The sequence below is a fragment of the Bordetella muralis genome, from assembly GCF_054781015.1.
On the sequence record NZ_BAAGVF010000006.1, the window covers coordinates 85,247 to 108,341 of the forward strand.

At 59.2% G+C, this 23,095-nt stretch carries 23 protein-coding genes; 18 read left to right on the forward strand and 5 right to left on the reverse strand.

Translation table 11 applies throughout. The features are described from left to right. Positions 1–83 precede the first annotated feature (83 nt). On the forward strand, positions 84–2,462 hold the full coding sequence (locus ACYVIT_RS11410; protein ID WP_415806264.1) for a TonB-dependent receptor: 2,379 nt from the start codon (positions 84–86) through the stop codon (positions 2,460–2,462). Between the two features lie 7 nt (positions 2,463–2,469). Here the strand turns inward: ACYVIT_RS11410 and ACYVIT_RS11415 are convergent, their stop codons facing one another. Next, positions 2,470–3,303 (reverse strand): aldo/keto reductase, encoded by an 834-nt coding sequence (locus ACYVIT_RS11415; protein ID WP_415806114.1) that lies wholly within the window; start codon positions 3,301–3,303, stop codon positions 2,470–2,472. Positions 3,304–3,693: 390 nt separating this feature from the next. On the opposite strand from ACYVIT_RS11415, the gene ACYVIT_RS11420 reads away from it, so the two are divergent. Genes ACYVIT_RS11420 through hpxZ form a run of 4 tightly spaced genes read left to right on the forward strand, consistent with a single transcriptional unit; the run spans position 3,694 to position 6,737 of the window. Further along, positions 3,694–4,704: an ABC transporter substrate-binding protein gene (locus tag ACYVIT_RS11420; RefSeq protein ID WP_415806115.1), complete on the forward strand. Its 1,011-nt coding sequence runs from the start codon at positions 3,694–3,696 to the stop codon at positions 4,702–4,704. A 4-nt stretch (positions 4,705–4,708) separates the two neighbouring features. Then, complete coding sequence (locus ACYVIT_RS11425; protein ID WP_415806116.1) at positions 4,709–5,539, forward strand: ABC transporter permease; 831 nt, start codon at positions 4,709–4,711, stop codon at positions 5,537–5,539. After that, positions 5,539–6,360 (forward strand): ABC transporter ATP-binding protein, encoded by an 822-nt coding sequence (locus ACYVIT_RS11430; RefSeq protein ID WP_415806117.1) that lies wholly within the window; start codon positions 5,539–5,541, stop codon positions 6,358–6,360. Before ACYVIT_RS11425 ends, ACYVIT_RS11430 begins: the two co-directional genes overlap by 1 nt. Next, positions 6,360–6,737, forward strand: coding sequence for an oxalurate catabolism protein HpxZ (hpxZ, locus tag ACYVIT_RS11435; protein ID WP_415806118.1), 378 nt, complete (start codon positions 6,360–6,362; stop codon positions 6,735–6,737). Before ACYVIT_RS11430 ends, hpxZ begins: the two co-directional genes overlap by 1 nt. Here hpxZ and ACYVIT_RS11440 read toward each other — a convergent pair. Then, positions 6,718–7,602: a LysR family transcriptional regulator gene (locus ACYVIT_RS11440; protein ID WP_415806119.1), complete on the reverse strand. Its 885-nt coding sequence runs from the start codon at positions 7,600–7,602 to the stop codon at positions 6,718–6,720. The two genes, hpxZ and ACYVIT_RS11440, sit on opposite strands and share 20 nt — an antisense overlap. Before the next feature lie 191 nt (positions 7,603–7,793). On the opposite strand from ACYVIT_RS11440, the gene ACYVIT_RS11445 reads away from it, so the two are divergent. From ACYVIT_RS11445 to ACYVIT_RS11495, 11 genes are all read left to right on the forward strand, one after another. Next, a complete protein-coding gene (locus ACYVIT_RS11445) occupies positions 7,794–8,000 on the forward strand; it encodes a hypothetical protein (RefSeq protein ID WP_415806120.1) in 207 nt (68 codons plus the stop codon). Beyond that, on the forward strand, positions 7,997–9,403 hold the full coding sequence (locus ACYVIT_RS11450; protein ID WP_415806122.1) for an amidase: 1,407 nt from the start codon (positions 7,997–7,999) through the stop codon (positions 9,401–9,403). The genes ACYVIT_RS11445 and ACYVIT_RS11450 overlap by 4 nt, the downstream gene beginning before the upstream one ends. A gap of 116 nt (positions 9,404–9,519) precedes the next feature. Beyond that, positions 9,520–10,689 (forward strand): ABC transporter substrate-binding protein, encoded by a 1,170-nt coding sequence (locus ACYVIT_RS11455; RefSeq protein ID WP_415806123.1) that lies wholly within the window; start codon positions 9,520–9,522, stop codon positions 10,687–10,689. Positions 10,690–10,783: 94 nt separating this feature from the next. Beyond that, positions 10,784–11,650 carry a branched-chain amino acid ABC transporter permease gene (locus tag ACYVIT_RS11460; protein ID WP_415806124.1) on the forward strand — a complete coding sequence of 289 codons (867 nt, stop codon included), beginning with the start codon at positions 10,784–10,786 and terminating at the stop codon, positions 11,648–11,650. A gap of 46 nt (positions 11,651–11,696) precedes the next feature. Next, complete coding sequence (locus ACYVIT_RS11465; RefSeq protein ID WP_415806125.1) at positions 11,697–12,665, forward strand: branched-chain amino acid ABC transporter permease; 969 nt, start codon at positions 11,697–11,699, stop codon at positions 12,663–12,665. Further along, the gene (locus tag ACYVIT_RS11470) at positions 12,662–13,444 is read left to right on the forward strand and encodes an ABC transporter ATP-binding protein (RefSeq protein WP_415806126.1); all 783 of its coding nucleotides are present in this window, start codon (positions 12,662–12,664) and stop codon (positions 13,442–13,444) included. Before ACYVIT_RS11465 ends, ACYVIT_RS11470 begins: the two co-directional genes overlap by 4 nt. Then, complete coding sequence (locus tag ACYVIT_RS11475) at positions 13,422–14,132, forward strand: ABC transporter ATP-binding protein (RefSeq protein ID WP_415806127.1); 711 nt, start codon at positions 13,422–13,424, stop codon at positions 14,130–14,132. Before ACYVIT_RS11470 ends, ACYVIT_RS11475 begins: the two co-directional genes overlap by 23 nt. A 2-nt stretch (positions 14,133–14,134) precedes the next feature. Further along, a complete protein-coding gene (locus ACYVIT_RS11480; RefSeq protein WP_415806128.1) occupies positions 14,135–14,905 on the forward strand; it encodes a glucose 1-dehydrogenase in 771 nt (256 codons plus the stop codon). A 76-nt stretch (positions 14,906–14,981) separates the two neighbouring features. Beyond that, positions 14,982–15,803 (forward strand): phytanoyl-CoA dioxygenase family protein, encoded by an 822-nt coding sequence (locus ACYVIT_RS11485; protein ID WP_415806129.1) that lies wholly within the window; start codon positions 14,982–14,984, stop codon positions 15,801–15,803. A gap of 23 nt (positions 15,804–15,826) precedes the next feature. Further along, on the forward strand, positions 15,827–16,723 hold the full coding sequence (locus tag ACYVIT_RS11490) for a polysaccharide deacetylase family protein (protein ID WP_415806130.1): 897 nt from the start codon (positions 15,827–15,829) through the stop codon (positions 16,721–16,723). Between the two features lie 208 nt (positions 16,724–16,931). Then, complete coding sequence (locus ACYVIT_RS11495; RefSeq protein ID WP_415806131.1) at positions 16,932–17,564, forward strand: flavin reductase family protein; 633 nt, start codon at positions 16,932–16,934, stop codon at positions 17,562–17,564. A gap of 50 nt (positions 17,565–17,614) precedes the next feature. Here the strand turns inward: ACYVIT_RS11495 and ACYVIT_RS11500 are convergent, their stop codons facing one another. The 3 genes from ACYVIT_RS11500 to ACYVIT_RS11510 all read right to left on the reverse strand — a co-directional run bounded on the left by ACYVIT_RS11500 (position 17,615) and on the right by ACYVIT_RS11510 (position 21,321). Continuing rightward, on the reverse strand, positions 17,615–18,499 hold the full coding sequence (locus ACYVIT_RS11500) for a LysR family transcriptional regulator (protein WP_415806132.1): 885 nt from the start codon (positions 18,497–18,499) through the stop codon (positions 17,615–17,617). 78 nt (positions 18,500–18,577) lie between these two features. Beyond that, positions 18,578–20,647 (reverse strand): 2Fe-2S iron-sulfur cluster-binding protein, encoded by a 2,070-nt coding sequence (locus ACYVIT_RS11505; RefSeq protein WP_415806133.1) that lies wholly within the window; start codon positions 20,645–20,647, stop codon positions 18,578–18,580. A 62-nt stretch (positions 20,648–20,709) separates the two neighbouring features. Next, positions 20,710–21,321, reverse strand: a complete 612-nt coding sequence (locus ACYVIT_RS11510; RefSeq protein ID WP_415806134.1) for a glutathione S-transferase family protein — start codon at positions 21,319–21,321, stop codon at positions 20,710–20,712. Positions 21,322–21,501: 180 nt separating this feature from the next. Here ACYVIT_RS11510 and ACYVIT_RS11515 point away from each other — a divergent pair, with 180 nt between their 5' ends. Continuing rightward, positions 21,502–22,050 carry a YdeI/OmpD-associated family protein gene (locus ACYVIT_RS11515; protein ID WP_415806135.1) on the forward strand — a complete coding sequence of 183 codons (549 nt, stop codon included), beginning with the start codon at positions 21,502–21,504 and terminating at the stop codon, positions 22,048–22,050. Positions 22,051–22,075: 25 nt separating this feature from the next. Further along, positions 22,076–23,080 carry a ligase-associated DNA damage response exonuclease gene (locus tag ACYVIT_RS11520; RefSeq protein WP_415806136.1) on the forward strand — a complete coding sequence of 335 codons (1,005 nt, stop codon included), beginning with the start codon at positions 22,076–22,078 and terminating at the stop codon, positions 23,078–23,080. Positions 23,081–23,095: the final 15 nt, after the last annotated feature.

Sequence of the window (23,095 nt, forward strand, 5' to 3'; positions counted from 1 at the left end):
TTGGAGTCGACAAGGTGAAGCGAGGGAAATTGGGGAGCGGGGCGCGGGTACGTCCATACCTGGGGCCTGTGGGAGTGGCATTGATGCTGAGTCTGGGGACCGTCAATGTCCAGGCACAGCCGGCGCCGGTCGAGATCAATATGCCTGCTCAATCGCTGGATCAGGCGTTGCGGGATCTGGCCCAAACGCATGGCCTGCAGATTTTCTATACCCCGCAAACGGTGGCTGGTTTGAATGCCCCCGCGGTCTCCGGGCGCATGTCGCCGCAGCAGGCACTGGACGCGTTGCTCAAGGGCACTTCCTTGCACGCCCGGAAAGAGGGCGCAGCAATCATTGTCGAGTCTAATGCAGCTGCCGCGTCTACAACGGCAAGTGATCCGGCGGTCATGGCGCCGATTGAAGTGTCGGCTTCGCGCACGTCGAGCAATCTGGTGAGCCCCGTGCAGCAGACGATTGTGTTGGAGCGCGATGCGCTGCAAGAGCTGCGCACGGGTTCAGGCAACCTGGCTACGGTGTTGGCAAAGGCCGTGCCCGGCATGGCGGACTCGAGCCGCACTATCACTGATTACGGGCAGACGTTGCGGGGCCGCGGCGTGCTGGTGTTGGTCGATGGTATTCCGCTCAATACGAATCGGGACTCCTCCCGGAATTTGGCCAATATCGATCCCGCTACGATCGAGAGTGTCGAGGTATTACGAGGCAGCAGTTCCATCTACGGCGCGGGTGCGACGGGCGGGATTGTGTCGATTACGACTCGGCCGGCTGGCGGGGAGTTTGTCTCGGAGACGACCCTGACCGGTGTGAGTCCTTTGACGCGCTTGCATGCCGATGGATTGGGCGGCCAGCTGCAGCAACATTTTGCGGGCAGCGAAGGGATACTGGATTATTCCTTTGACTTGGGGGCCCGTCACAATGGGGCCTCGTACGATGCCCACGGCCGACGCATTGCACCCGAGCCCAGCCAAGGTGACCTGTTTGATTCCAATATCTATAGCCTGGGAGGCAAACTGGGGCTGCGCATCGACGAGAACCAGCGTGTGCAGCTTTCCGCCAGCTATTACAACGCAGACCAGGATTCTGATTACACCTCGGATCCATCGGTAGCACGGCTCCCGCCGGGCACTGCGCGGGCATTACCCATGAGCGGTCTGGAGCTCGTCGACCAGAATCAGATCCGCAATACGCTGGTGAACCTGGAGTATCAGCATCTGAATCTGTTGGGCAGCAAAGTCACGGGGCAAATGTATTACCGCGACTACTTTACGCGTTTCACCCCGTTCGATGCCCGTGCAGTGGTTACCCGGGGAAATCAGGTCGATCAGGTGACGCAAAACTCCAAGGTGCTGGGTGGACGTCTGACGGTCGATACGCCTTTGGGGGAACAGTCCAAAGTTCTCTGGGGCGCTGATTTCAATCAGGAACGCAGCGATATGCCGCTCGATATTTTCGACGCGGCGGCGTATGACGCCAGCGGTGGCCGGGTATTTCGCAAGACCGGCCGGTTGACGTATATGCCCGAGTTGACCACGCGCAGCACGGGCGTGTTCGCGCAGTTGGAGCATCGCTTCAATGAGCAATGGTCAGCTCAAGGCGGAATACGTTACGAATATGCGACCGCAAAGTTCGACGATTTCGTGCCCTTGTCTCAATTGCGCGTGCCGTCGCCTGCGACGGTGGATGGTGGGGCGGTCAGCTATGACGCTTTTCTGTTTAACGCGGGGTTGGCCTATGCGCCTGTAAAGGGGCAGGAGTTCTATGCCAATTTCAGCCAGGGATTCCAACTGCCCGATATCGGCGTGCAGATGCGCAATGCGCGGCCGGGATTCGATATCGAATCGTCGGACCTGCAGCCAGTCAAGACCAACAACTACGAGTTGGGATGGCGCGGTGGCATAGGTAGCAACACCTCGGCCTCGTTGGCAGTGTTTTACACCACGTCAAAACTCGGGGATGTGCAGAGTTTCAACAATGGCCTGATCCTCACGCGTACGAAAGAGCGCATCTACGGTGTCGAAGGAACCGTCGATTACCTCACGGATGACGAAACCTGGGGCGCAGGCGGAACCTTTACCTGGATGAAAGGCCGCGAACAGCCCGAGAATGGCGATTGGCAGGATATGACGGGCTTTCGTATTCCTCCGATCAAGCTCACCGCATATTTACAGTACCGCCCCACTGAACGATGGAGCACCCGGGTGCAAGCGAACTACTTCGGCGCCGAGGACTATCGTCTGGATGGAAAAGAGGGCTTTGGGCGCCGCGACGTCAGCAGTTATTTCACGGTGGACCTGATGAGCCGGTATGAGTTCACGCCCAAGGACACCTTGATCGTCGGCGTTGAAAATCTGTTCAATCGTGATTACTACCCGCTCTATAGCCAACTGATGCGCAGCAGTACGAACACCAGCCGTTTACCGGCGTCGGGGGCGTTGTTGACGCTGACGTATCAGCATCGTTGGTGATACGAGTTCAATGCCCAAATCGTTCCGCATCCAACATATTTGGATCGGGACGATCCAGCGCGTTCAATGCAGCGACTTCATCATCTGATAGCTGAAAATCAAAAATATTCAGGTTCTGCGCCTGTCGCGTCGGGTCGGAGGATTTGGGCGCGGGCACAAAACCACGCTGGGTATGCCAGCGCAACACGACCTGAGCCGGCGTGCGGCTGTGACGTTTCGCCACGGCGGCAATCGCCGGGTCGGCCAGCATGTCACCCCCGCGGCCAATGGGGCTCCATGTTTCCGTGACAATGCCGTGGGCCTGGTGCAGCGCGACGATGTCACTGCGTAGATGATACGGGTCCAGTTGGATCTGATTCACATGCGGTACCAGACCCTGGTCCAGCAGACGCTGTAAGTGCGGCACGGTGAAATTGGACGTCCCGATGGCGCGTACCAGACCGGTTTCCAACAGCTGGGTCAGCCCTTGGAAAGCCTCGACGTACCGGTCCTGTTTGGGATTGGGCCAGTGGATCAACAGCAGATCGATATAGTCCAGGCCCAGGCGTTTCAAGCTCGCCTCGCAGGCCTGCCGAGGGCCTTCGAGGCTATGCCATTCGCGGTTGAATTTGGTTGTGATGAATAGTTGATCGCGCGCGACGCCAGACGCACGGATGCCTGCACCTACGCCGGCTTCATTGCGATAGTTCTCTGCGGTGTCGATGAGTCGATAACCCATCTGCAAAGCACCGGAGACCGCACGCGTTGCCTCTGCGTCGTCCATAGGCCATGTGCCCAGCCCTAATTGCGGCATGGCTACACCATTGCTCAGTGCTACGGTGGGGGCGATGTTGCTGCTCATGGTCGGCTCCTGTGATGAATGCTCTTGCCATGATACGACGAGCGGCCTGAACACGAAATGACACGCGCGTGAACTAGGGTAGGCAAAGGCGCGAGAGCGGCGGCCACAGATATTGCATTCGATTGCGCAGGCGGCGGAATAGAAGGTGTGGAACACAGAAACGAGGGCATTTGTGCACCGATGTGGTGCGTTCGCGTGCAAGCGGGCACAGTAGCGGTGCGCACGACTTCTGCGACGTCAGGAAAGAAGCCGAGCGGTCTGCAGCGGGACGGCTGGTTTCCCGAGAGGGCACCTCGGTGTCAGGGCAATATGGCATGGATTTTGCGAGACGGTATACAAGCCTGGATTCCCGATGAGTCCGCCCCTAGTCTGCTGTTATTGGAGTTCCTCATGAGCAAAGCTTGTTCCGCTACCCTGTTGGCCAGTGCCAGCCGCCGCCGCGTGTTGCGTTCCAGCGCCGCATTGTTTGGCGTGCTGGCCGCCCCTGCGCTGGTGCGAGCTCAGACAGCACCCAAAATTCGCATCGGTTTCTGGCCGGTTGCGTCAGGGTTGCCGTTTTACGCCGCACTGGAGAAAGGCTATTTCAAAGAGGCCGGCCTGGATGTAGAAGGACAGAAATTTGCCGGTGCTCAGCAAGTCATGGAAGCCATGCTGGCCGGCCGCTGCGACGGCAGCTCCAACGGTACCGGGTCCGCCAACTTGGGAATTGGCGAAATCGCACAACCCGGCCTGTTCAAAATTTTCTGCACCAACCCCACCAACGTCAAAGACGTATTGGATGAATTCATCGTCGCCAAGGATAGCCCCTATAAAACCGTAGCGGATTTCAAGGGCAAGCGGATTGCGTGCGGCCCGGGAATTCAGAACATGACGTTGGCCAAGACTATGCTCGAGCGTGCTGGCGCCACGGGTGCGTCAGTCATTGAGTTACCTATCGGCCAGCACGTCGCAGCGGTGGCTGCGGGGCAGGTGGAGGGGTGCTACACGCTGGAGCCCACCGGTACGGTGGGGCGGCTCAATGGCACGACGCGTGTGCTGGAGGCCGGCGTCGTGGCGCACTACATTCTGGGAGACCCCATGGCGCCGTGGCATGGCGGCTCGGCCAGCCTGACGAGCGAATTCCTGAAAAAGAATCCGGACGTGGCGACCAAATTCATCGCGGCCTATCGCCGTGGCATCGATCTCGTGCGCAATCAGCCTGACGAGGCTCGGCAGTATATGAAAGGCTACACCGCGATCGAAGGCGCACTGACCAAGGAAGTCCCTCTGGCAGCCTACGTCATGTACGACGAATTCAAACCCAGTGACGTGGAATATTTTCAGAAGTACTTCGATCTGTTTACCGAGAAACAGATCTTCGCCCGCAAGATCGATGTCGCTGGACTGATTTACAAGGCCTGACCTCATGGAAAAATCTGCAGTTTCTTCCGGGACGGGCACGTGGGCTCCGCCCGCTTCGCATGATGCCGCGCCGCCACGTGCGCCATTTAGCGATCGGCTGTTGCCGTTTGTCGGGCCGATCGTGTTGTTCATCATTTGGGACCTGGTCGTGCGGATGGGTTTTGTCAAGCCGATCCTGTTGCCAGGACCGGTGGACACGCTCGTGGCACTGGTGCAGGGGTTGGCCGGCGGCGACTTGTTGACGGATTTTCTCGTGACCGTCAGCCGCACGCTGCAAGCCTTCGCGATTGCCGCCGTGATCGGCATGCCCCTGGGTGTTTTGCTGGGCAGCAACGAGCGCGCTTATCGCAGTGTGGAGTTCTTGGTGGATTTCTTTCGGTCTACACCGTCCTCCGCGTTGATTCCGCTGTTCCTGTTGATTTTCGGCGTGTCCGATTTCAACAAGGTAGCCATCGCGGCATTTGGCGCATTGCTGATTGTGATTTTCAACAGCGCCTATGGTGTGATCAACGCGCGTAAGCAGCGCGTCATGGCCGCCAAGGTGATGGGGGCCTCTCGTTGGCGCATCTTCAAGGACGTGCTGGTATGGGAAAGCCTGCAACCCAGTTTTGTCGGGCTGCGCTCGGCGGTGTCGATGGCGCTGGTGATCGTGATCGTGGCCGAGATGTTTATCGGTTCTGAAAACGGTCTGGGTCACGCCATCATCGATGCCCAGCAAATCCTGAATGTCAAAACGATGTATGCCGCGATCCTGGCGGCGGGGGCGTTGGGCTATGTCCTCAACATCCTGTTCCTGGTGATCGAGCGCCGTGTCGTACATTGGAGCGGACGATAATGAGTGCTGTATTGAATGTTCCGGCTTATGCCGATGTGCCACCCCCACGGTTTACCCCCGGACCTGCGGGCACGCATATCACCATACGCGGTCTGACCAAGTATTTTGCGGGTTGGCCGCTGTATGAGAATTTCGATCTCGACATCCCGAAAAACCGCATCGTGTCGGTGTTCGGCCCCAATGGCTGCGGCAAGAGCACGCTGATCAACATGATCGCAGGCCTGATCCCCATTGATCGCGGCGAGATCCTGTTTGACGGCAAGTCGCTGAAAGACACTCGCATCGGTTATGTATTCCAGAACTATCGCGAAGCGATGTTTCCCTGGATGCGCACGATCGACAATATTGCCTATCCCTTGATGCTGGAGGGAAAGACCAAGGTCGAAGTCGATCGCCGGATGGAGGAGCTGATCGCGTCGTTTGACGTGAAATTCGATTTGAACCGTTATCCTTACGAGTTGTCGGGCGGTCAGCAGCAAACGGCATCGATCATGCGTGCCTTGGCGCCAAAGCCCGAGGTCCTGTTTCTGGATGAGCCTTTTTCTGCATTGGATTTCGAGATGACCTTGTTCATTCGCGAAAAATTGCAGGAAGTGTTCATGCAAACGGGTACGACCATGCTGTTGGTGTCGCATGATCTCGAGGAAGCCGTCTATCTCGCCGATCAGGTGTTGCTGCTGACTAAACGGCCAACCCGCGTTGCCGAGATTCTCGACTATTGCGACGCACGGCCGCGTACCGTCGAGACGCTGTCTCAGCCCAGTTTCATCGAGACTAAAAAACTCAGCCTGGAAATCTTTCAACGTGAGGTACGACGGTAATGGAGATCAACCTGCCAGAAGTCGTGGCCGAGGTGACAGCACAATTCGGCCGCTATGAAAAGGCCCTCACAGGCAATGACGTTGCAGTGTTGGACGAATTGTTCTGGGATAGCCCGCATACTTTGCGTTATGGCGCAGGCGAAAATCTATACGGCTATGACGAGATCCAGGCCTTTCGCGCCGGCCGGCCGTCAAAGGGGCTGGATCGAGAGGTGCTCAAGACGGTGATCACGACATATGGCCGGGATTTCGCCACCTGCAACATGGAGTTCCGGCGAGAGGGCATAGCCGGAACCGGGCGTCAAAGCCAGACATGGGTACGTACGCCTGGCGGGTGGCGTGTGGTGGCGGCCCATGTCAGCCAGCTGAAACCGTAGCGGCGCTTTTCTGTAGCAGATGGACGAAGGCATGGGCGATGGTGCTCAAGGGGGCACGTTTGCGGTAAAGCACGCCTATCGTGCGGCGGCAATCTTTTCCCGGCAGGGCTTGCGCCTGCAAGCCTTCCATGTCGACGCCTTTCAGGGCGCTGCTGGGCAGAATCGTGATGCCCATGCCGTTGCGCACCATGCTGACAGCGGTGCCCATATAAGCGACTTCGATAGCGGGTGTGATGCCGGGACGGTTCGCGAGAATCGCGCGGTCTGCGGATCCCATGGCCAGCATGATGAGCGGGTAGTCGCCAACGCGGTGCCATTTCAGGGGCTCGTCGAAGATGGCGTGCTGCACCGGGGCGACGACGACCAGATCGTCGTGAAAGAGTTGCATGAATCCTAACTCGGGGTCGCCGTTCAGCTCAGAGCCGACGCCCAACTCTACCTCGCCGCGTTTGACTGACTCGATGACGGCGACATTCAACTCTTCGCGCATACGGATGCGTACATTAGGGTAATCCTGGTTGAATCGGCCTAGCACTTCTGTCAACAGGCCAAAGGACAGCGATGGCAGGGCCGACAAGAGCAGTTGGCCGCTGCGTCCGGCGCCCACGTCGATGGCACGGCCATAGGCCTGCCGCAGGTCGTGCAGGATAGGCGCAATTTCTCGGTGAAAGGTCGCTCCCGCTGGCGTCAGCCGGCACGAACGCGTGGTGCGTTCGAATAATTGCAGCCCGAGGTCATGCTCGAGTTCGCGTATTTGCACCGAAAAGGACGGTTGGGTAATGCACAGTTCCTCTGCCGCCTTGGCAAAGGATCCCAGTTTGGCGGCAAGTGTAAAGGCCTGCAGTTGCCGGTACTTGATGTTCATTACCGTTCCCCGTTTCAAGCGTCCGCATCAACACCGGTCCTTGCTGCATGCATTGGCAGCGGCCAATACTCCGATATTCGAGACCGGCTTGGGACTTAGTTTTTTTCGAATAATGCTTGGATATTATCCAATAGTTATTTATTAAGTAATCCGGTTAACTACTCCCATGTTTACTAACTGGGAATGCAATCATGGCGTTGTCCGGTGCGGCCAGTCGGGTCAATCCCTTGTATCTGCTGATGGCGCGCGATGCGGGCCTGGATGAAATCGTAGGCGCCTTCGAGCAGGATCTACTCATCGCGATTCAATCGGCGATGCAGTTGCGAAATGTCTTGTTTACGCTCGATGATGTCAAGGCCGAGGTATGGCCCCCGATGCAGGCGAGGAGCTGCCCGTGAACGATATTCACTGGATGACAGCCGCCGAGCTGTCGCGCGCCTATCGCCATGGTGCCTTGACACCCGAAACCGTCGTAAAGGCGCTGCTCTCGCGCATTGCCCGCTACGACGGCGGTATCAACGCTTTTGTATCGCTGGATGCAGAGGGGGCGCTCGCACAGGCCCGGCAGGCAGGGCACGAGATTGCCGCCGGAAACTGCCGTGGCCCATTGCATGGCGTTCCGGTGGCGTTGAAAGATCTGATCGACATGGCCGGGCAGGTCACGAGTTGCCATTCCCGCCTGATGCTTGACCAGGTGGCCGAACGCGACGCGACAGTCGTCAAGCGGTTGCGTGACGCGGGCGCGATCACCCTGGGCAAGCTGGCGCTGCACGAGTTTGCTATCGGTGGCCCCAGCGACGATGCCGCCTATCCACCGGCGCGTAATCCCTGGGATACGGAACACCAGACGGGAGGCTCGTCTTCCGGTTCAGGTGCCGCGGTGGCGGCAGGCTTTGTGCCATTGGCCCTGGGAACGGATACGGGCGGGTCGATTCGCAACCCGGCCGGACATTGCGGCGTGGTGGGCTTGAAACCCACCTATGGCGCGGTGTCGCGCCATGGGGTGTTCCCCCTGTGCTTTACCTTGGATCATGTCGGGCCCATCGCACGCTCGAGCGAGGATCTGGCGATCGCGATGAACGTTATCGGCGGTCATGATCCCGAGGACCCCGGCAGCGCGCAGCAGACGGTGGACGATTACACCGCGGAACTGTCTCGAGGCCTGCGCGGCCTGCGTTTTGGTCTGGTGCGCCATTTTCATGAGCAGGACATGCAGGCCAGTCCCGAGGTGGTCGGTGCCATTGACGACGCCGTTCATGTGTTGCGTCAACACGGTGCATTGGTGACGGACGTGAACCTGCCGCCGCTGGCTCGTTTCACGACGGCGCAGCGCGTCATCTTTCATGCGGAGTCTTGGGCAGTACACGCGAACTGGCTGCGCGAGCGGCCGGCTGATTACTCGTATATCGCACGGCGAAAACTGATTGTCGGCGCATTTCTTGGCGCAGGCGACTACGTGCAGGCGCAACGCTGGCGCCTGCAGTTGATCGAGGCCGTCGATCGAGTGCTGCGCGATGTTGACATCCTGGTCGTCGCCAATTCTCTGGAGCCGGCTTCGGCAATCGACGACGAAGTCGAGTTTGCCCGTACGTATGCCCGCCAGGCGCGTTCGCCGTTCAATTTGACCGGGCATCCTGCACTGGCCGTGATGTGCGGCTTGTCCGGTAAGGGACTGCCTTTATCACTGCAGTTCGTCGGCCGTTGCCACGAGGACGACAAAGTGCTGCGTGCGGGAGCAGGATTCGAGCAGGTCACGGCCTGGCGCGGACAGCATCCCGCCATTGACCGCGAGGCTGCCTAGCAACGGCAGACGGGACGCTTGAAAAGTGCGGGGGGCACTTTCAGGAGGGCATAGCGACAAGAGGAAGATCACCATAACAAGCTGAGGTCAAACCAAACTGTTCAAGGGGAACGCGCATGTTCAAGCAGATCAAGGTACTGTCATTCGTCGCAGCGATGATGCTGGCCTCTACGGCTGGCGCCCAGGAAGAATTGAAAATCGGTGGCATCGGACCACTGTCGGGCGGAGGAACCGCCTGGGGGTTGGCCCTGCAGCGTGGGATCCAGATCGCGTTCGACGAGGTCAATGCGGCAGGCGGCCTGAAAGTGGGTGACAAGGTCTACACACCGAAACTGGTCATGTACGACGATAAATACACCGCAGCGGGGGGACGCCTGGCGGCTGATCGGCTGATCAATGCCGATAACGTCAAGTTCATCATCGGTCCTATCGGGTCGCCATCGGTGTTGAGCGCGGTGGCGGTGACGAACCCGGCCAAGGTGCTGTTGCTGTCCAATGGCTTTTCACCCACCATCTTGAAGAACGAGTCGAAATCGCCTTACAACTTCCGTGCGATGAACAGTACGGTCGAGTTCGGGCCGCCGATGGTGAAGTGGTTTCATGAAACGCATCCCGAGGTCAAGAAGGTGGCCTTGATTGCGCCAAACGATGCGGTGGGGCAATCTGTCGTGCCTCAATTGGCCGAATACTACAAGGCCAATGGCATCGAAGTCTGGACCGAACTTTACGATCGCGGCGCAAAGGAATTCACCCCCTTGATGGCGCGCATGATCGCTCAGAATGTCGATGCGCTGGACTTGAACAGCAATGCGCCCGGCGAGGCTGCGCTGCTGCTGAAACAGGCACGCCAGAGCGGCTTTAAAAAGACGATCTGGCAGGTCGGGGGACCTTCGGTCGACGAGATCGTGGATATTGCCGGCCCTCTGGCGAATGGCTTTATTTCGCTGAATGTGTTCGACTTCGATTCGCCTGACGCAAAAGGCTTTATCGAGGCATACCGCAAGAAATACGGCGACGGCGTGATCAACGCCCAAGCGCCAGGCTGGTACAACGCCGCCAAAATCATGCTCGAGGCGATTCGCCGTGCAGGGACGACAGAAGTCACTGCGGTGCGTGATTCGCTCGAGAAACTCGACGACTACGATGCCGGGCTATTCGGGCCGGTGCGCTGGGGCGGGATGAAAGACTACGGCGTCGAGCATCAATTGCTGATGAAGTTCTGGATCGTCGAGGTCAAGGACGGCAAGCAGGTCACTATCCAGGCATTGCAACCCGAAAAGCGCTAAGCCATCTTTGCAATGAGGTTGTGCCCGCGCGCCACTCGACCGTTCGGAACGGTGGCGCCCGGTATCTAGTCGTCCGACCTAGTGAGATCCGCCGATGTTCTCTTTACCGATCCTGAGCCAGGTCTTCATCAACGGCCTTAGCCTCAGTTCTATCTATATCCTGGTTGCATTGGGCTTTACGCTGTTGTTCGGCATCATGCGCGTCGTTAATTTTGCCCACGGCGCCTTTGCCATGCTGGGCGGTTACGCGCTGTACTACCTGTACGGGATATACGGTTTGCCCTATCCGATCGCCGTGGTCGGCGGCGCGCTGGTCGTCGCGCTGTTGGCGCTGGTTCTGGAGCGCCTGGTATTCCGCTGGTTCTACCACAAGATGTTCCAGAGCATGATTGCGCTGCTGGGCCTGAATATGGCGCTGGTCTATGCGGCAGTGCTGATCTGGGATGTCAACGAGCGCTCGTTGCCGGCCGTGACCGACACCATGATCGATGTGCATGGCGTATTGCTGCCGATGGATCGATTGATCATCATGGGCATCGCTGTCGTGGTGCTGGGGGTGTTCTGGTTTTTCGTCACGCATACGCGGCAAGGCCTGGCTATGCGCGCGGCGGCGCTCGATTCCGATATCGCGGCCACGCAAGGCATCAACACGCGATTCATTTACATGCTGGCCTTCTTTATCGCGATATTCATGACGGCGTTGGCGGGCGGCCTCTATGCGCAGACCTATGCGCTGTCGCCATTCATGGGCGATCGCCCGTTGATGGTCGCATTCATCGTGGTGATCCTTGGGGGGATGGGCAGCGTATCCGGCGCGGCGCTGGGAGGCGTGCTGCTGGGCTTTGCGGAGAGTTTTCTGTCTACTTTCTATGGCGCGTCGGTGTCGTCGTTCGTCTCGTTCGGTGTGGTCGTCGCGTTGCTGATATTCCGACCCTGGGGGCTCCTTGGCAAACCTGAATGAATCCATACCCATCGGCGGGCGAAGCACTATCCGAGCAGAGGGAACCATGCCCAAGCTACGTAAACACGGCCTCTCGCGTATCGGCTGGATCGCGATGCTGATCCTGGTGGTGGCGTTGTTGTGGCCCATTGTGGTCAATAACTCCTTTTACATCACGCTGGGGACCATGGTGGTGCTGGCGATGATAGGCGCGGCCAGCCTGAACCTGATCATACGCACTGGCCATGTGTCGTTGGCGCACGGCGCTTTTATGGGCGTGGCGGCGTATACGAGTGTCTTGCTGCAGGTCGAGATGCAATGGCCATTTCTGCTGGCGATGCTGGCAGGCTGCGCGGCCTCGGGATTGCTGGCCCTGCTTATCGGCCCCATTGTGCTGCGGTTGACGGGTAAGTATTTTGTGCTGGTTACGTTCCTGCTGGGCGAGATATTGCGTCTGGTCTTTGTGGAGTGGCAATCGGTGACAGGGGGGGCCAACGGCATACAGGAAATCCCATTGGGGTTGCCGTTTTTTGCGTCGCCGGTGGCGTTCTACTATTTCTCGCTGCTCATTACGGTGCTGTGCATCGGCATCGTCTGGCGCATTCTATGCTCTGAAATCGGGCGCTCTATGGACGCAGTGCGCGAGGCAGACCGGATTGCCGAGAGTTCGGGTGTTCCCGTTATTCGGCTGAAGGTGATGATTTTTGTGATTGCCTGCGCGCTGGTGGGGCTGCAGGGTTCGCTGTCGGCGCAGTTGGTTCATGCGGTCGATCCGACGGGCTTTGATATGAATGTCTCGTTGGGTATGGTCGTTATGAACGTGCTGGGAGGCATGTATTACCTGCTGGGCCCGCTCGTCGGCACGGTCTTTATGGTGGCCTTGCCGGAACTGTTGCGCGGCTATGTAGAGCTGCAGCAAATCATCTTTGGCGTGATTCTGATCGTTGTCATGGCGGCATTGCCGGGGGGGATGATCGGATTGCTGTCCTTGATTCGTCACGGGGTGACGACGGTTTTCCGACGGAGGCAGACATGAGCCGATTGCTCGAGGTTTCCAATCTGTCGCGGCGGTTCGGCGGGTTGGTGGCGGTCAATAATCTCAGTTTCAGCGTCGATAAGGGCGAAATCGTGGGACTGATCGGTCCTAATGGCGCCGGCAAGACGACCGTCGTCAATCTGGTCAGCGGGATGATCCTGCCCAACTCTGGAGAGGTTCGTTTCGATGGTCAGGACGTGACGCGCACGCCTCCGCATGAGCGCGCCAGCCGAGGTCTGGTGCGCACGTTCCAGTCGACGGCGGTATACAAGAGCCAGACCGTGCGCGAGAACGCCATCCGCGGCACTTATCTGCAATCCTACCCAGGCCATTGGGCGACTTTTCTGTCGACGGCCCGTGCGCGGCAGTTGCGAGACGAAGCCGCGGCGCGCGCGGATCGTCTGCTGGCCTGGCTGGGGCTCGATTCGCTCGCCGATGCGCAAGCGGATTCATTGCCTTACGGTCATCAGAAGACCTTGGGTATCGTCATCGCACTGGCTGCCGAGCCGCGCATGATCATGCTGGACGAGCCGGTTGCCGGCCTGAGCGCCGAAGAAACCGACCACGTGCGTGAGACCATCTCGCGCGTGCGCGACCGCGGGATTTCGGTGATGGTGATCGACCACAACATGCGTTTTATCTCGGGGCTATGCGACAGGCTCTTTGTCACCTCGCAGGGGTGCAAGATCGCCGAAGGCACGCCTGAGCAGGTGCTTGCCGATCCGCAAGTCATCGAGGCTTATCTGGGGAAGGCCTATGCCGCTACTGAGCGTCAATGATCTACAGGTGCGCTACGGGCACATTCAGGGCACGCAGAGCGTATCGATGACGATTGCGCCGGGCGAGACGGTTGCCTTGATCGGGTCCAACGGCGCTGGCAAGAGCAGTACGTTAAAAGCCATTCTAGGCATGGTGCCCTATGCCCGTGGCGATATTCAGTGGGAAGGGCACAGTCTGAAGGGCCGCAAGCCGCACGAGATTCTCAGGGCGGGTATCGGCTTTTCTCCCGAGGGCCGCCGCGTGTTTGCGCAGTTGACGGTACGCGAGAACCTGCGCGTAGGGGGCTACAGCAGGTCGGCCCAGGAAATATCCGCGCGCACGGAACAGATCTATCAGTATTTCCCGCGGTTGAAAGAGCGGCATAAACAGGATGCGGGCAGCCTCAGCGGCGGAGAGCAGCAGATGCTGGCGATCGGCCGCGCGCTGATGTCTTTTCCAAAACTGTTTTTGTTGGACGAGCCGTCGTTGGGGCTGGCTCCCATCATCGTGGAGCGTATCGGCGAGATCTTGATGGAGATTCAACAAACCGAAAAACTGGCCATCGTCCTGGCCGAACAGAATGCCAATTGGGCGCTGAGCGTGGCACACCGGGGCGTCATTCTGGAAATGGGGCGTAATGTCGACACCGGTGATGCTGCGGCGCTGCGCGATAGTCCAAAGATACGCAGCGCTTATTTGGGGGTGTGACGATGAGCGATCAGAAATTGCAGGGCAAGGTTGCCGTGATTACGGGCGCTGCGTCAGGCATAGGGGCAGCATCGGCGCAGTTGTTTGCAGCTCATGGCGCCCGCGTAGCGCTGGTAGATGTGGATGCGGAGGGCTTAAAGACGGTAGCCGCCGCTGTTGAGGCGAACGCAGGTCAGTGTGTGATCGAGGTGTGCGATGTGACGCAAGCGGGACAGGTCGATGCCGCGGCGTCCCGGATCCTCGAGAAATGGGGCGGGGTGGACGTCATGATGCCGTGTTCGGGCGTCTCCGTTGGCGGCACGGTCGTCACGATAGAGGAGACGCTCTGGGACCGTGTGTTCGATATCAATGTCAAAGGCACTTATCTGTGGCTGCATGCAGTGCTGCCCTCGATGATCGCCAGAGGTGGAGGCTCGATAATTTTGTTGGGGTCGCAACTGGTGGCTTCCAGTGGCGGCAACAACGCGGCCTACATCGCATCCAAGGGTGCGATTGCGGTATTGGCGAAAACCATGGCAGTGGATCATGCGGCACAAGGTATCCGCGTCAACGCGTTGATGCCGGGGGTGACTGACACTGCCATGCTGCGCCGGTCGTTGCAGCGTCATGACGACCCCGAGGCTTGCCGGCAACGCTGGATGGCCCGGCATGCCATGGGACGATTAGGACGCGCCGAAGAGGTGGCGCGTGCGGCGCTGTTCCTGGCAAGCGATGATTCATCGTTCACGACGGGCAGCCATCTCTACGTCGATGGCGGCTGGTCTGCAATGTAGCAAAGACAAGGCGCGACGCGATCTCTATGCCGCGCTTTATTCCTATCACGCAGCATCGTAATTCTGGAGATTCGACATGGGAAAGAAACTCACGCAGGCGATGGTGGATCATTATGCTGATAAGGGTTTCGTTTGTCCGGTGGACGTTTTCAGCCGCGAGCAGGCCGGGGCCTATCTCGCCAAACTGGAAGCATTTGAGAACGCGCAGGGACAGCAGCTGACCAAAGGGTTTAATTTCAAACCTCATCTGTTGTTTACCTGGGTGGACGAGATTGCCCGGCATCCGGCGGTGCTGGATGCGGTCGAGGATCTGATTGGCCCGGATATTCTGCTGTTTCACCTGTCTGTCTGGCCCAAGAATCCGCATCATTCGGCCTATATCAACTGGCATCAGGACGCGACCTATTTTGGTCTCGATCCCTCGACTCAAGTCACGGCATGGGTGGCGTTGTCCGATGCGCCGATCGAGGCGGGCTGCATGGAGGTGGTGCCGGGATCACATAAGCTCGGCCAACTGCATCACGGCCAGAACCATACCGATAATATTCTGCTGTCCAAAGGGCAGACGGTAGACGTGCCCTTTGATCGTTCCCACACGGAGTTCATGCCGGTGAGGGCGGGTCAGATGTCGCTGCACGATACCTTTCTGGTCCATGCATCGGGAGCCAACAACACCGATTACCGGCGTGTGGGGTTGGGATTCAGTTATATCCCGGCCAGTTCGCGCTGTATCAGCAAGACCCGGCTCACGGCCTCATTGGTGCGCGGAAAGGACTACGGGAATTTTGATCTGGAGCCACCGCCACAGGTCGATAACGGCGAGCAGGAGCGAGCATTTCACCAGGATGCCGTAGCCCGTTTTCGTGCCGCCAATGATGAGCTCGCCGCCAGATATTGAGTTTTGACCGAGAGGATCTCACCATGTTTGAACTACCGCATCACGGTCGCTATGGGTATTCAGCGATCACCCGTCGTCCCGACTATTCCTGGCCCGAGGACCGACGGCTGGCCATATATTTTGCGCTGAATATCGAGCACTTCGCATATGGCGGTGGGCTGGGCCATGCGATGACCAATGAGTTGCCGGGGCCCGATGCGCGCACGTTCGCATGGCGCGACTATGGTAATCGGGTAGGGGTATGGCGCATGTATGATTTGTTTGACGAATTAAAAGCGCCGGCCTGCCATCTGGTGAACACGGCGATATTCGATTACTGTCCCGAAGTGATTGAACCCATCATGGCACGGGGCGACGAGATCATCGCTCACGGCCGGACCAATGCGGAGCGTCAGGGGCAATGGTGGGAAGCTGACGAAAAGCGCTTGATCGAAGACGTACGCGACAAGATCGCCAGCCACACGGGGCGGGCTCCCCGGGGTTGGATGGGGCCGTGGATGTCGCAAAGCCGTGTGACGCCAGACCTGTTGCAAGAGGCCGGCTACAGTTTTGAAATGGACTGGCCCGGCGACGATCAGCCGATATGGATGCAGACCCGGAACGGCCGGCTGATGTCTATGCCGTATTCGCTGGAAATCAATGACTCGCCGCAGGTTCTGGTACGTCATCACACCGCCGAAGAGTTCGCGACCATGATCGTGCATCAGTTCGAGGAAATGCTGCGTCAATCCGAGCGCCAGCCGCTCGTACTGGGTATCGCGCTGCATACGATGATTGTGGGGCAGCCTTATCGCCTGTATGCCTTGCGGCGCGCCCTGGAGCATATCGTCAATCACCCGCAGGCCGACAAGGTATGGATCACGCGGCCAGGCGAGATCTATGACCATCTGATGTCGTTGCCGGAAGGCACGGTGGTGTGAACGTCGAGACGTGACGATGGAGCCAGATAAAGGCGGAGACAGCAGACGTGTGCGGGCGGTATCACCCACGTTTTTCACGGTGCCGCGATCAACGCGAGGTCCGAGCGAGGGGTGGCGAAAACCTTGCAGGTCATTGAGGTGAACGTAAAGAGCGCATTGCGTGTGCGTCGGGTTGCGGCCATCGCGAATGCTGGAACACAGGACAAATATGGACATTGATATTCAGGCTCTACCTCCCGCAGATCAGTATCGATTGTTGTCGTCGACGGTGGTGCCACGGCCTATCGCGTTGATCTCCACGTATTCCGAGGAGACCGGCCACAACACGGCGCCATTCAGTTTTTTCAATGTCATGGGCGAAGCGCCGCCTGTGATGGCGATCGGCCTGGAGGATAAACGCGGCAGCGGTGCGTTAAAGGACACGACGATCAACATTCGTGCAACCGGCGAGTTCGTCGTGCATCTGGTCGATGAGGCGCTCGCGCAGGCGATGAATGTATGCGCGATCGATTTTCCCCGCGATATCTGCGAAGCGACCGAGGCCGGGTTGACGTTGGTGCCATCCAGCGTAGTGCAGCCTCAACGCATCGCAGAGGCGCCCGTTGCTTTTGAGTGCCGCAAGATCGCGATGATCGAGATCAATCCACATCGGCATATCACCCTGGGCGAGGTCGTGCGGATGCATGTGCGCGAGGGCCTGTTCGATGCAGATCTCAAATATATCGACCCCGAGAAATACCATCCGATCGGGCGAATGTTTGGCCGGCTCTACACCACCACGCGCGGGCATTTCGAGATGGTGGTGCCTGATTACGATACCTGGCGTGATATGGAGCGGTGATGATGAGCCCGTCTATCCGTTGACGATCGACTGGCGCATCAACAAGGCCGTCAGCCAACGCGCGCACGTAACATCGACACCGCCAGGTCTACGAATGCTCTGACTTTCGCGGGTGCTTGTCGGCCCTCTGTATAGAGTACGTGGATGGGTAAGGGCGGGTCTTCGTGTTCGGCCAATATGATCCGCAGTTTGTCTTCACGTAATGCCGGAGCGACCTGGTAATGCAGGACTCTGGTCAGAGCCAGACCGGCCACTGCGGTCGCAATGGCCGCTTCGTTCGAGTTGGACTGCAGCCAGTTATGTATGGTCACGCGCTGGTCATTGGCAAATCGCCATTCAGGTGAAACCCACGCGCCGGTCGAGGCGGCAATGCGGTGGTTCTTGAGATCGGCAGGGGCTTCGGGAATACCGTGTTCGTCAAAATAGGCAGGAGCACCGCACATCACTCGCCGGACGGTGCCGACCTGGATCGCTGAGAAACCCGAATCCTGCAAGTGGCCGATGCGAATCGCGACGTCGATGCCTTCGTCGACGAGATTGACGGGGCGATCTATGAACAACAGCCGGCCGTTGACTTTCGGATAGCGTTTCAGAAACTCGTGCACAATGGGCAGGACGTACATCTGCCCGAACAAGACCGACGCTGTGATGGTCAATGTTCCGGTAGGCACGGCATAGGACCCGGCTGCAGCCGCCTCGGCCTCGACGATGTCTGCCAGGATGCGCTTGCAGTCGTCCAGATAACGCTTGCCAGGTGCTGTCAGCTTGACTGAACGGGTCGTACGCACGAACAACCGTGCGCCGATCAGGTCTTCGAGCGCGGCGATGGCGCGAGTCACGGCTGGAGGACTCAGGTGCAGTTCACGGGCTGATGCCGCGAAACTTTCCGTTTCCGCGACCTTGACGAATATCCTCATTGCCTGCCAACGATCCATCTTTGCGCTCCCGTATCTCGACGTTGTTTCTATAGTACGAGTTTCGGAAATCGTCGTGGCCTGACGCAATTTTTTTCCTTAGAGAGCGAGGTGAATACGCTCCTCCGAGTCTGTCTGCCGGGCAGGCACGGCGCAGCAGATCAGTACCTCGTCGTCGGCGACGGCTGCTGTCGGTGTCTTGATGTACGTGATGGCGCCCTTGACCAGTTTGGTGCGGCACGTGCCACAACTGCCCGCGCGGCAACTGTACTCTGGATTGAGGCCGCGTGCTTCTGCAAGATCGAGCAAAGTTCCCGACGCCGGCGTCCAGCGTGCTTCTTTCAACGAATTGAGGAATGCGATAGGTACTGGCGTGGTTGCGGCGGGCAGGCGCGCCGGTGCGGAGATTGCGACACCTGCATCGGGACTGCGTGTGAGCGAAGCGGGCCCGAAGGCTTCCGCATGGATACGGCGATCGGCCACCCCATAACCTCTGAGGCCGTCGTATAACGCTTGCATGAACGGAGGCGGGCCGCAAAGGTAAAAGTCATAGTCGTTGAACGACAGAAACCGGGTGAGCAACGCCATGTCGATACGGCCTGCGGCGTCGTAGTCCTGGCCGGAGGTTGCATTGGTGACGTCGCCGAGGACGCGAACGAGCTCGACTGCGCCGTTGGCGGCGGTGACCAGCCCGTGCAGTTCTGCATCGAATGCGCGTTCTTCCTTGGATCGGGCGGCTTGAAAGAGCACGGTAGGGCGCACGCGCTGTTTGCGCAGTCCTTCGTAGACGACATGCTTCAGCATGGCGAGCATCGGCGTGATGCCGACGCCGCCCGCCAGCAAGACGGCGGGGCGTTTTTCGTGCGCATCGATGGTGAACGCGCCGGCGGGTGCGCGGGCCTCGATGGTGTCGCCCACCTGGATATGATCATGCAGGTGCTGCGATACCGTGCCCTCGCGCTTGACGCTGATGCGATAGACACCATCGGAAGGAGCGACCGACAGGGTATAGGTGCGGATGAGCGGTGTGGCCGTAGCTGGTAGCGTGACGCGTATCGGCAGATGCTGGCCCGCCTGGTGCGCCAGCAGACTCAGCCCATCGGCGGGCTGCAGATAGAACGACCGGATCGATGCGCTTTCGTCGACGATGCGTGCGACGGTAAACGGCCGCCAGCGCGAGGCCAATTCGTTCGCCTGCAAGCGGCCGGCCGCTTGCGTCCAGTCGCCTGTCATCAGCGAATTGGGCGACCAGCCGTCTGCCCGAAGCCGCCACCGCAGTGCGAGTGCGCCCCGCCGGCGAACAATGCGGCGCGGACGGAACGTCCAGAGACGCTCCGCACCCTGGAAGGCGGCGATTTCCGGGGAATCCAGAATGACTTGCGCATCCCCAGTCATCTGCAATACATCGCCGCTTTCGTAGTCGACAAAGAGCATTCCGGCTTGATGATTCAGAATGAAGTTGCCAAGCGTTGCGAAAAACAGATTACCGTCAAAGTCGGGGATGGTGAGCATCCCGTCGTCGTCAACGCGGACAAAGCCGGCCTTGCCGCCCCGGTGCGAAACGTCGACCTGCCGGCGGTCTTCCCGATCAGCATACGAGGCGACAAAGAAGGCGTCTGCGGTATCGATCATGGACCGGGCGGCAGGGTCGAGTTCAAGCAGATCCTCGCTCGCGGCTTCATACGCCGCATTGGGATCACGCACAAAATCGAAATCGCGCAATTGAATGTATCGGGGGCAATTGCCAAAACTCTGGTCCACCTCGACGTGCAGACCGTTGTCCGTATTCGTCACGACGCCGTTCATCCGATTGCGGCGGCGGGTGTGCATTTCGATACCGAGCAAACCGATCGGCGAGCCGGTTCCCAATCCAGTATGCGCGGGGTCGCTTATGTCTGGACGAGCCGTGATATTCAGCGTCGTCGGCGTGGGCGAGTTCATGAAGCCGGGCTTGCCAGACAGAATCGTGGCCCAGGCATTGTCATCTGCGTCGACACTGCCCAGCACGATAAAAGGCAACTGCGCGTAGAAATCACGATGCTGATCCGGCATGTAATCCCGCACGACCCGTTGGCCGACGGCGCGCATCCGTTCGGCGACGCCCACTTTTTCCTGGAGATAGGTCTCGCCCGCATGCCATACCGGTAGCGTTGACAGCTTCGTGGTCATCTCGATGTCCTTGTTCGTTCGTAACGTGCGGGATCGTTTGATGCGGTGAATGGCTGCGGAATTCAGGCCGCGAGTCCCGCTGGCGTCTGTACGAAGGGCACGAACCCCGGCAGCGCCTCAATCCTGCGTAAAAATGCGTTGACTGCCGGATAGCCCGAGAGATCGACGTTGCCTTCGGGCGCACGCGCTACGTAACTGTAGAGGGCGACATCCGCAATCGTCGGATGCGTGCCGACCAGCCAGTCGCGACCGGTCAGCTGCTTTTCCAGGCGGACGAACAAGGTATGCGCTCGTGCAATGACTTCCTCGGGGTTGTATTTGGCACCGAACACGGTGATCAGGCGGGCGGCTCCAGGGCCGTATGCCACTTCGCCCGCCGCGACGGACAGCCAGCGCTGTACCGCGGCGGCGCCTTGTGGATCTTCAGGCAGCCACTCTGTCCGACCCGCTTTCTTTGCCAGGTAGACCAGGATCGCGTTGGAGTCGGCGATGACAACACCGTTGTCGTCCAGGACGGGGACCTGTCCGAACGGGTTGAGCGCCAGGAATTCCGGGGTCTTGTGTGCGCCAGCGCTGAGATCGACTTCGATGAGTTCGTGAGGCAGGCCCAGCAATGAAACGAATAAATGGGCACGATGCGCGTGGCCGGAAAGGGGGTGGTGGTAGAGTTTCATTTGTATCTCCGATGGTGGCCGGACCATGTGCCGCGCCGTTAACGAAGATTAATTAAGGACGGATTTATATAGAATCCATTGATTTGGCACTTCACAATTTCACATGAAGGAATAATCGTCGGATTGGTCGCCGCGGTGGCGGGTGGTATAAATTGAGCAGGTATCCAACGACATCCCGATATGGCAAACACCGATGCTTCGACTTTCCAGGCACGGCTGCTGCGTCCAGCGAACCCGGACGCGGACGATTCATGGGCGTTCCTGGTGTTGCCCAAAGCCGCCAGCGACACGCTGCCCCGGCGGGGCAGGACGTCGGTAGAGGGGACGCTCAACGGACATCCTTTTCAGGCAACGCTCGAGCCTGACGGCCAGTTGAGTCATTGGCTCAAAGTGCCCCATGCGCTGCAAGAGGCAGCTGCCGCGTCATTCGGCGATACGGTTAGGGTTCAGATCGTGCCGGCCGATCCTGAGCCAGAGCCCGCGATGCCCGATGACCTGCGGCAGGCGTTGGCAGGGTCTGCCGAGGCGAGCGCCACTTGGAACGACACCACCACGCTCGCACGGGTTGACTGGATTCACTGGATCGAGTCTGCCAAGCAGGCCAAGACACGTGCTCGCCGCGTGCAGAATGCGTGTGAGATGCTCGCCGAGGGAGAGCGTCGTGTCTGCTGTTTCGATCAATCGGGCTTCTATAGCAAAAGCTTGAGCGCGCCGAAAGCCAAAGGGTGAACGCTGCGCTCAGGGGGGGACTTCTATGCCGGATATTGTGCAATTGCGCCCCGAAGGTCTCTACTGCCCGGCCGGCCAGTTCTATGTGGATCCGTGGCGGCCGGTGTCGACGGCCGTGGTGACGCACGGCCATGGGGACCATGCCCGCTCGGGAATGGGCCGCTATTACACCAGCCGCGAGGGACTGCCTATTTTGCAATGGAGGCTGGGCGAACAGGACTATCGCGCCTACGACTATGGCGAGGCTTTTACGCTGGGCGATGCTCGCGTGTCGTTGCATCCCGCGGGCCACGTGATGGGATCGGCTCAGGTACGCATCGAGGCGGATGGACAGGTGTGGGTCGTGTCAGGGGACTACAAACGTCAACCGGATCCGACTTGCCGTCCGTTTGAGGTCGTCCCTTGCGATACGTTCATCACTGAGGCGACGTTTGGTTTGCCCATCTATCGCTGGCCGGCCGCTGCCGATGTGGCGCGCGAGATCGTGCAATGGCGTGACCAGTGCGCCGCGCGTGGCGAGGTCGCTATTCTCTACTGTTATGCCTTGGGCAAGGCACAACGGGTGCTCGCGGAACTCGCACCGCACATCGACCGGCCCGTCTATCTGCATGGCGCCATTGCCGCCGGGGTCGAGGTGTATCGGCAGGCGGGGATTGCCATGGCAGACACGGCATTGGTGATGGAAACCGATGGTGCGGCGAGAGCGGGCGGCACGAATTTTGCTGGTGAGCTGGTCATGGCGCCTCCCTCGGCGGCAGGCAGCCCGTGGTTGCGGCGGTTTCGCAAGGCGCAGCAGGGCTACGTTTCCGGCTGGATGCGGTTACGGGGCAATCGGCGGCGGCGCAACATGGACCGAGGGTTTGTGGTCTCTGATCATGCGGATTGGCCGGGCCTGTTGCGTACGATCCGTGAGACAGGGGCGTCGCGCGTGATTGCGACTCATGGTGATACGCGAGCATTGGTGCGTACGTTGAATGAAGCCGGCGTGGCGGCTGAAACGCTGGTGACGCAGTTCGAGGACGAGGAATAGGGCGCTGATGTCGCG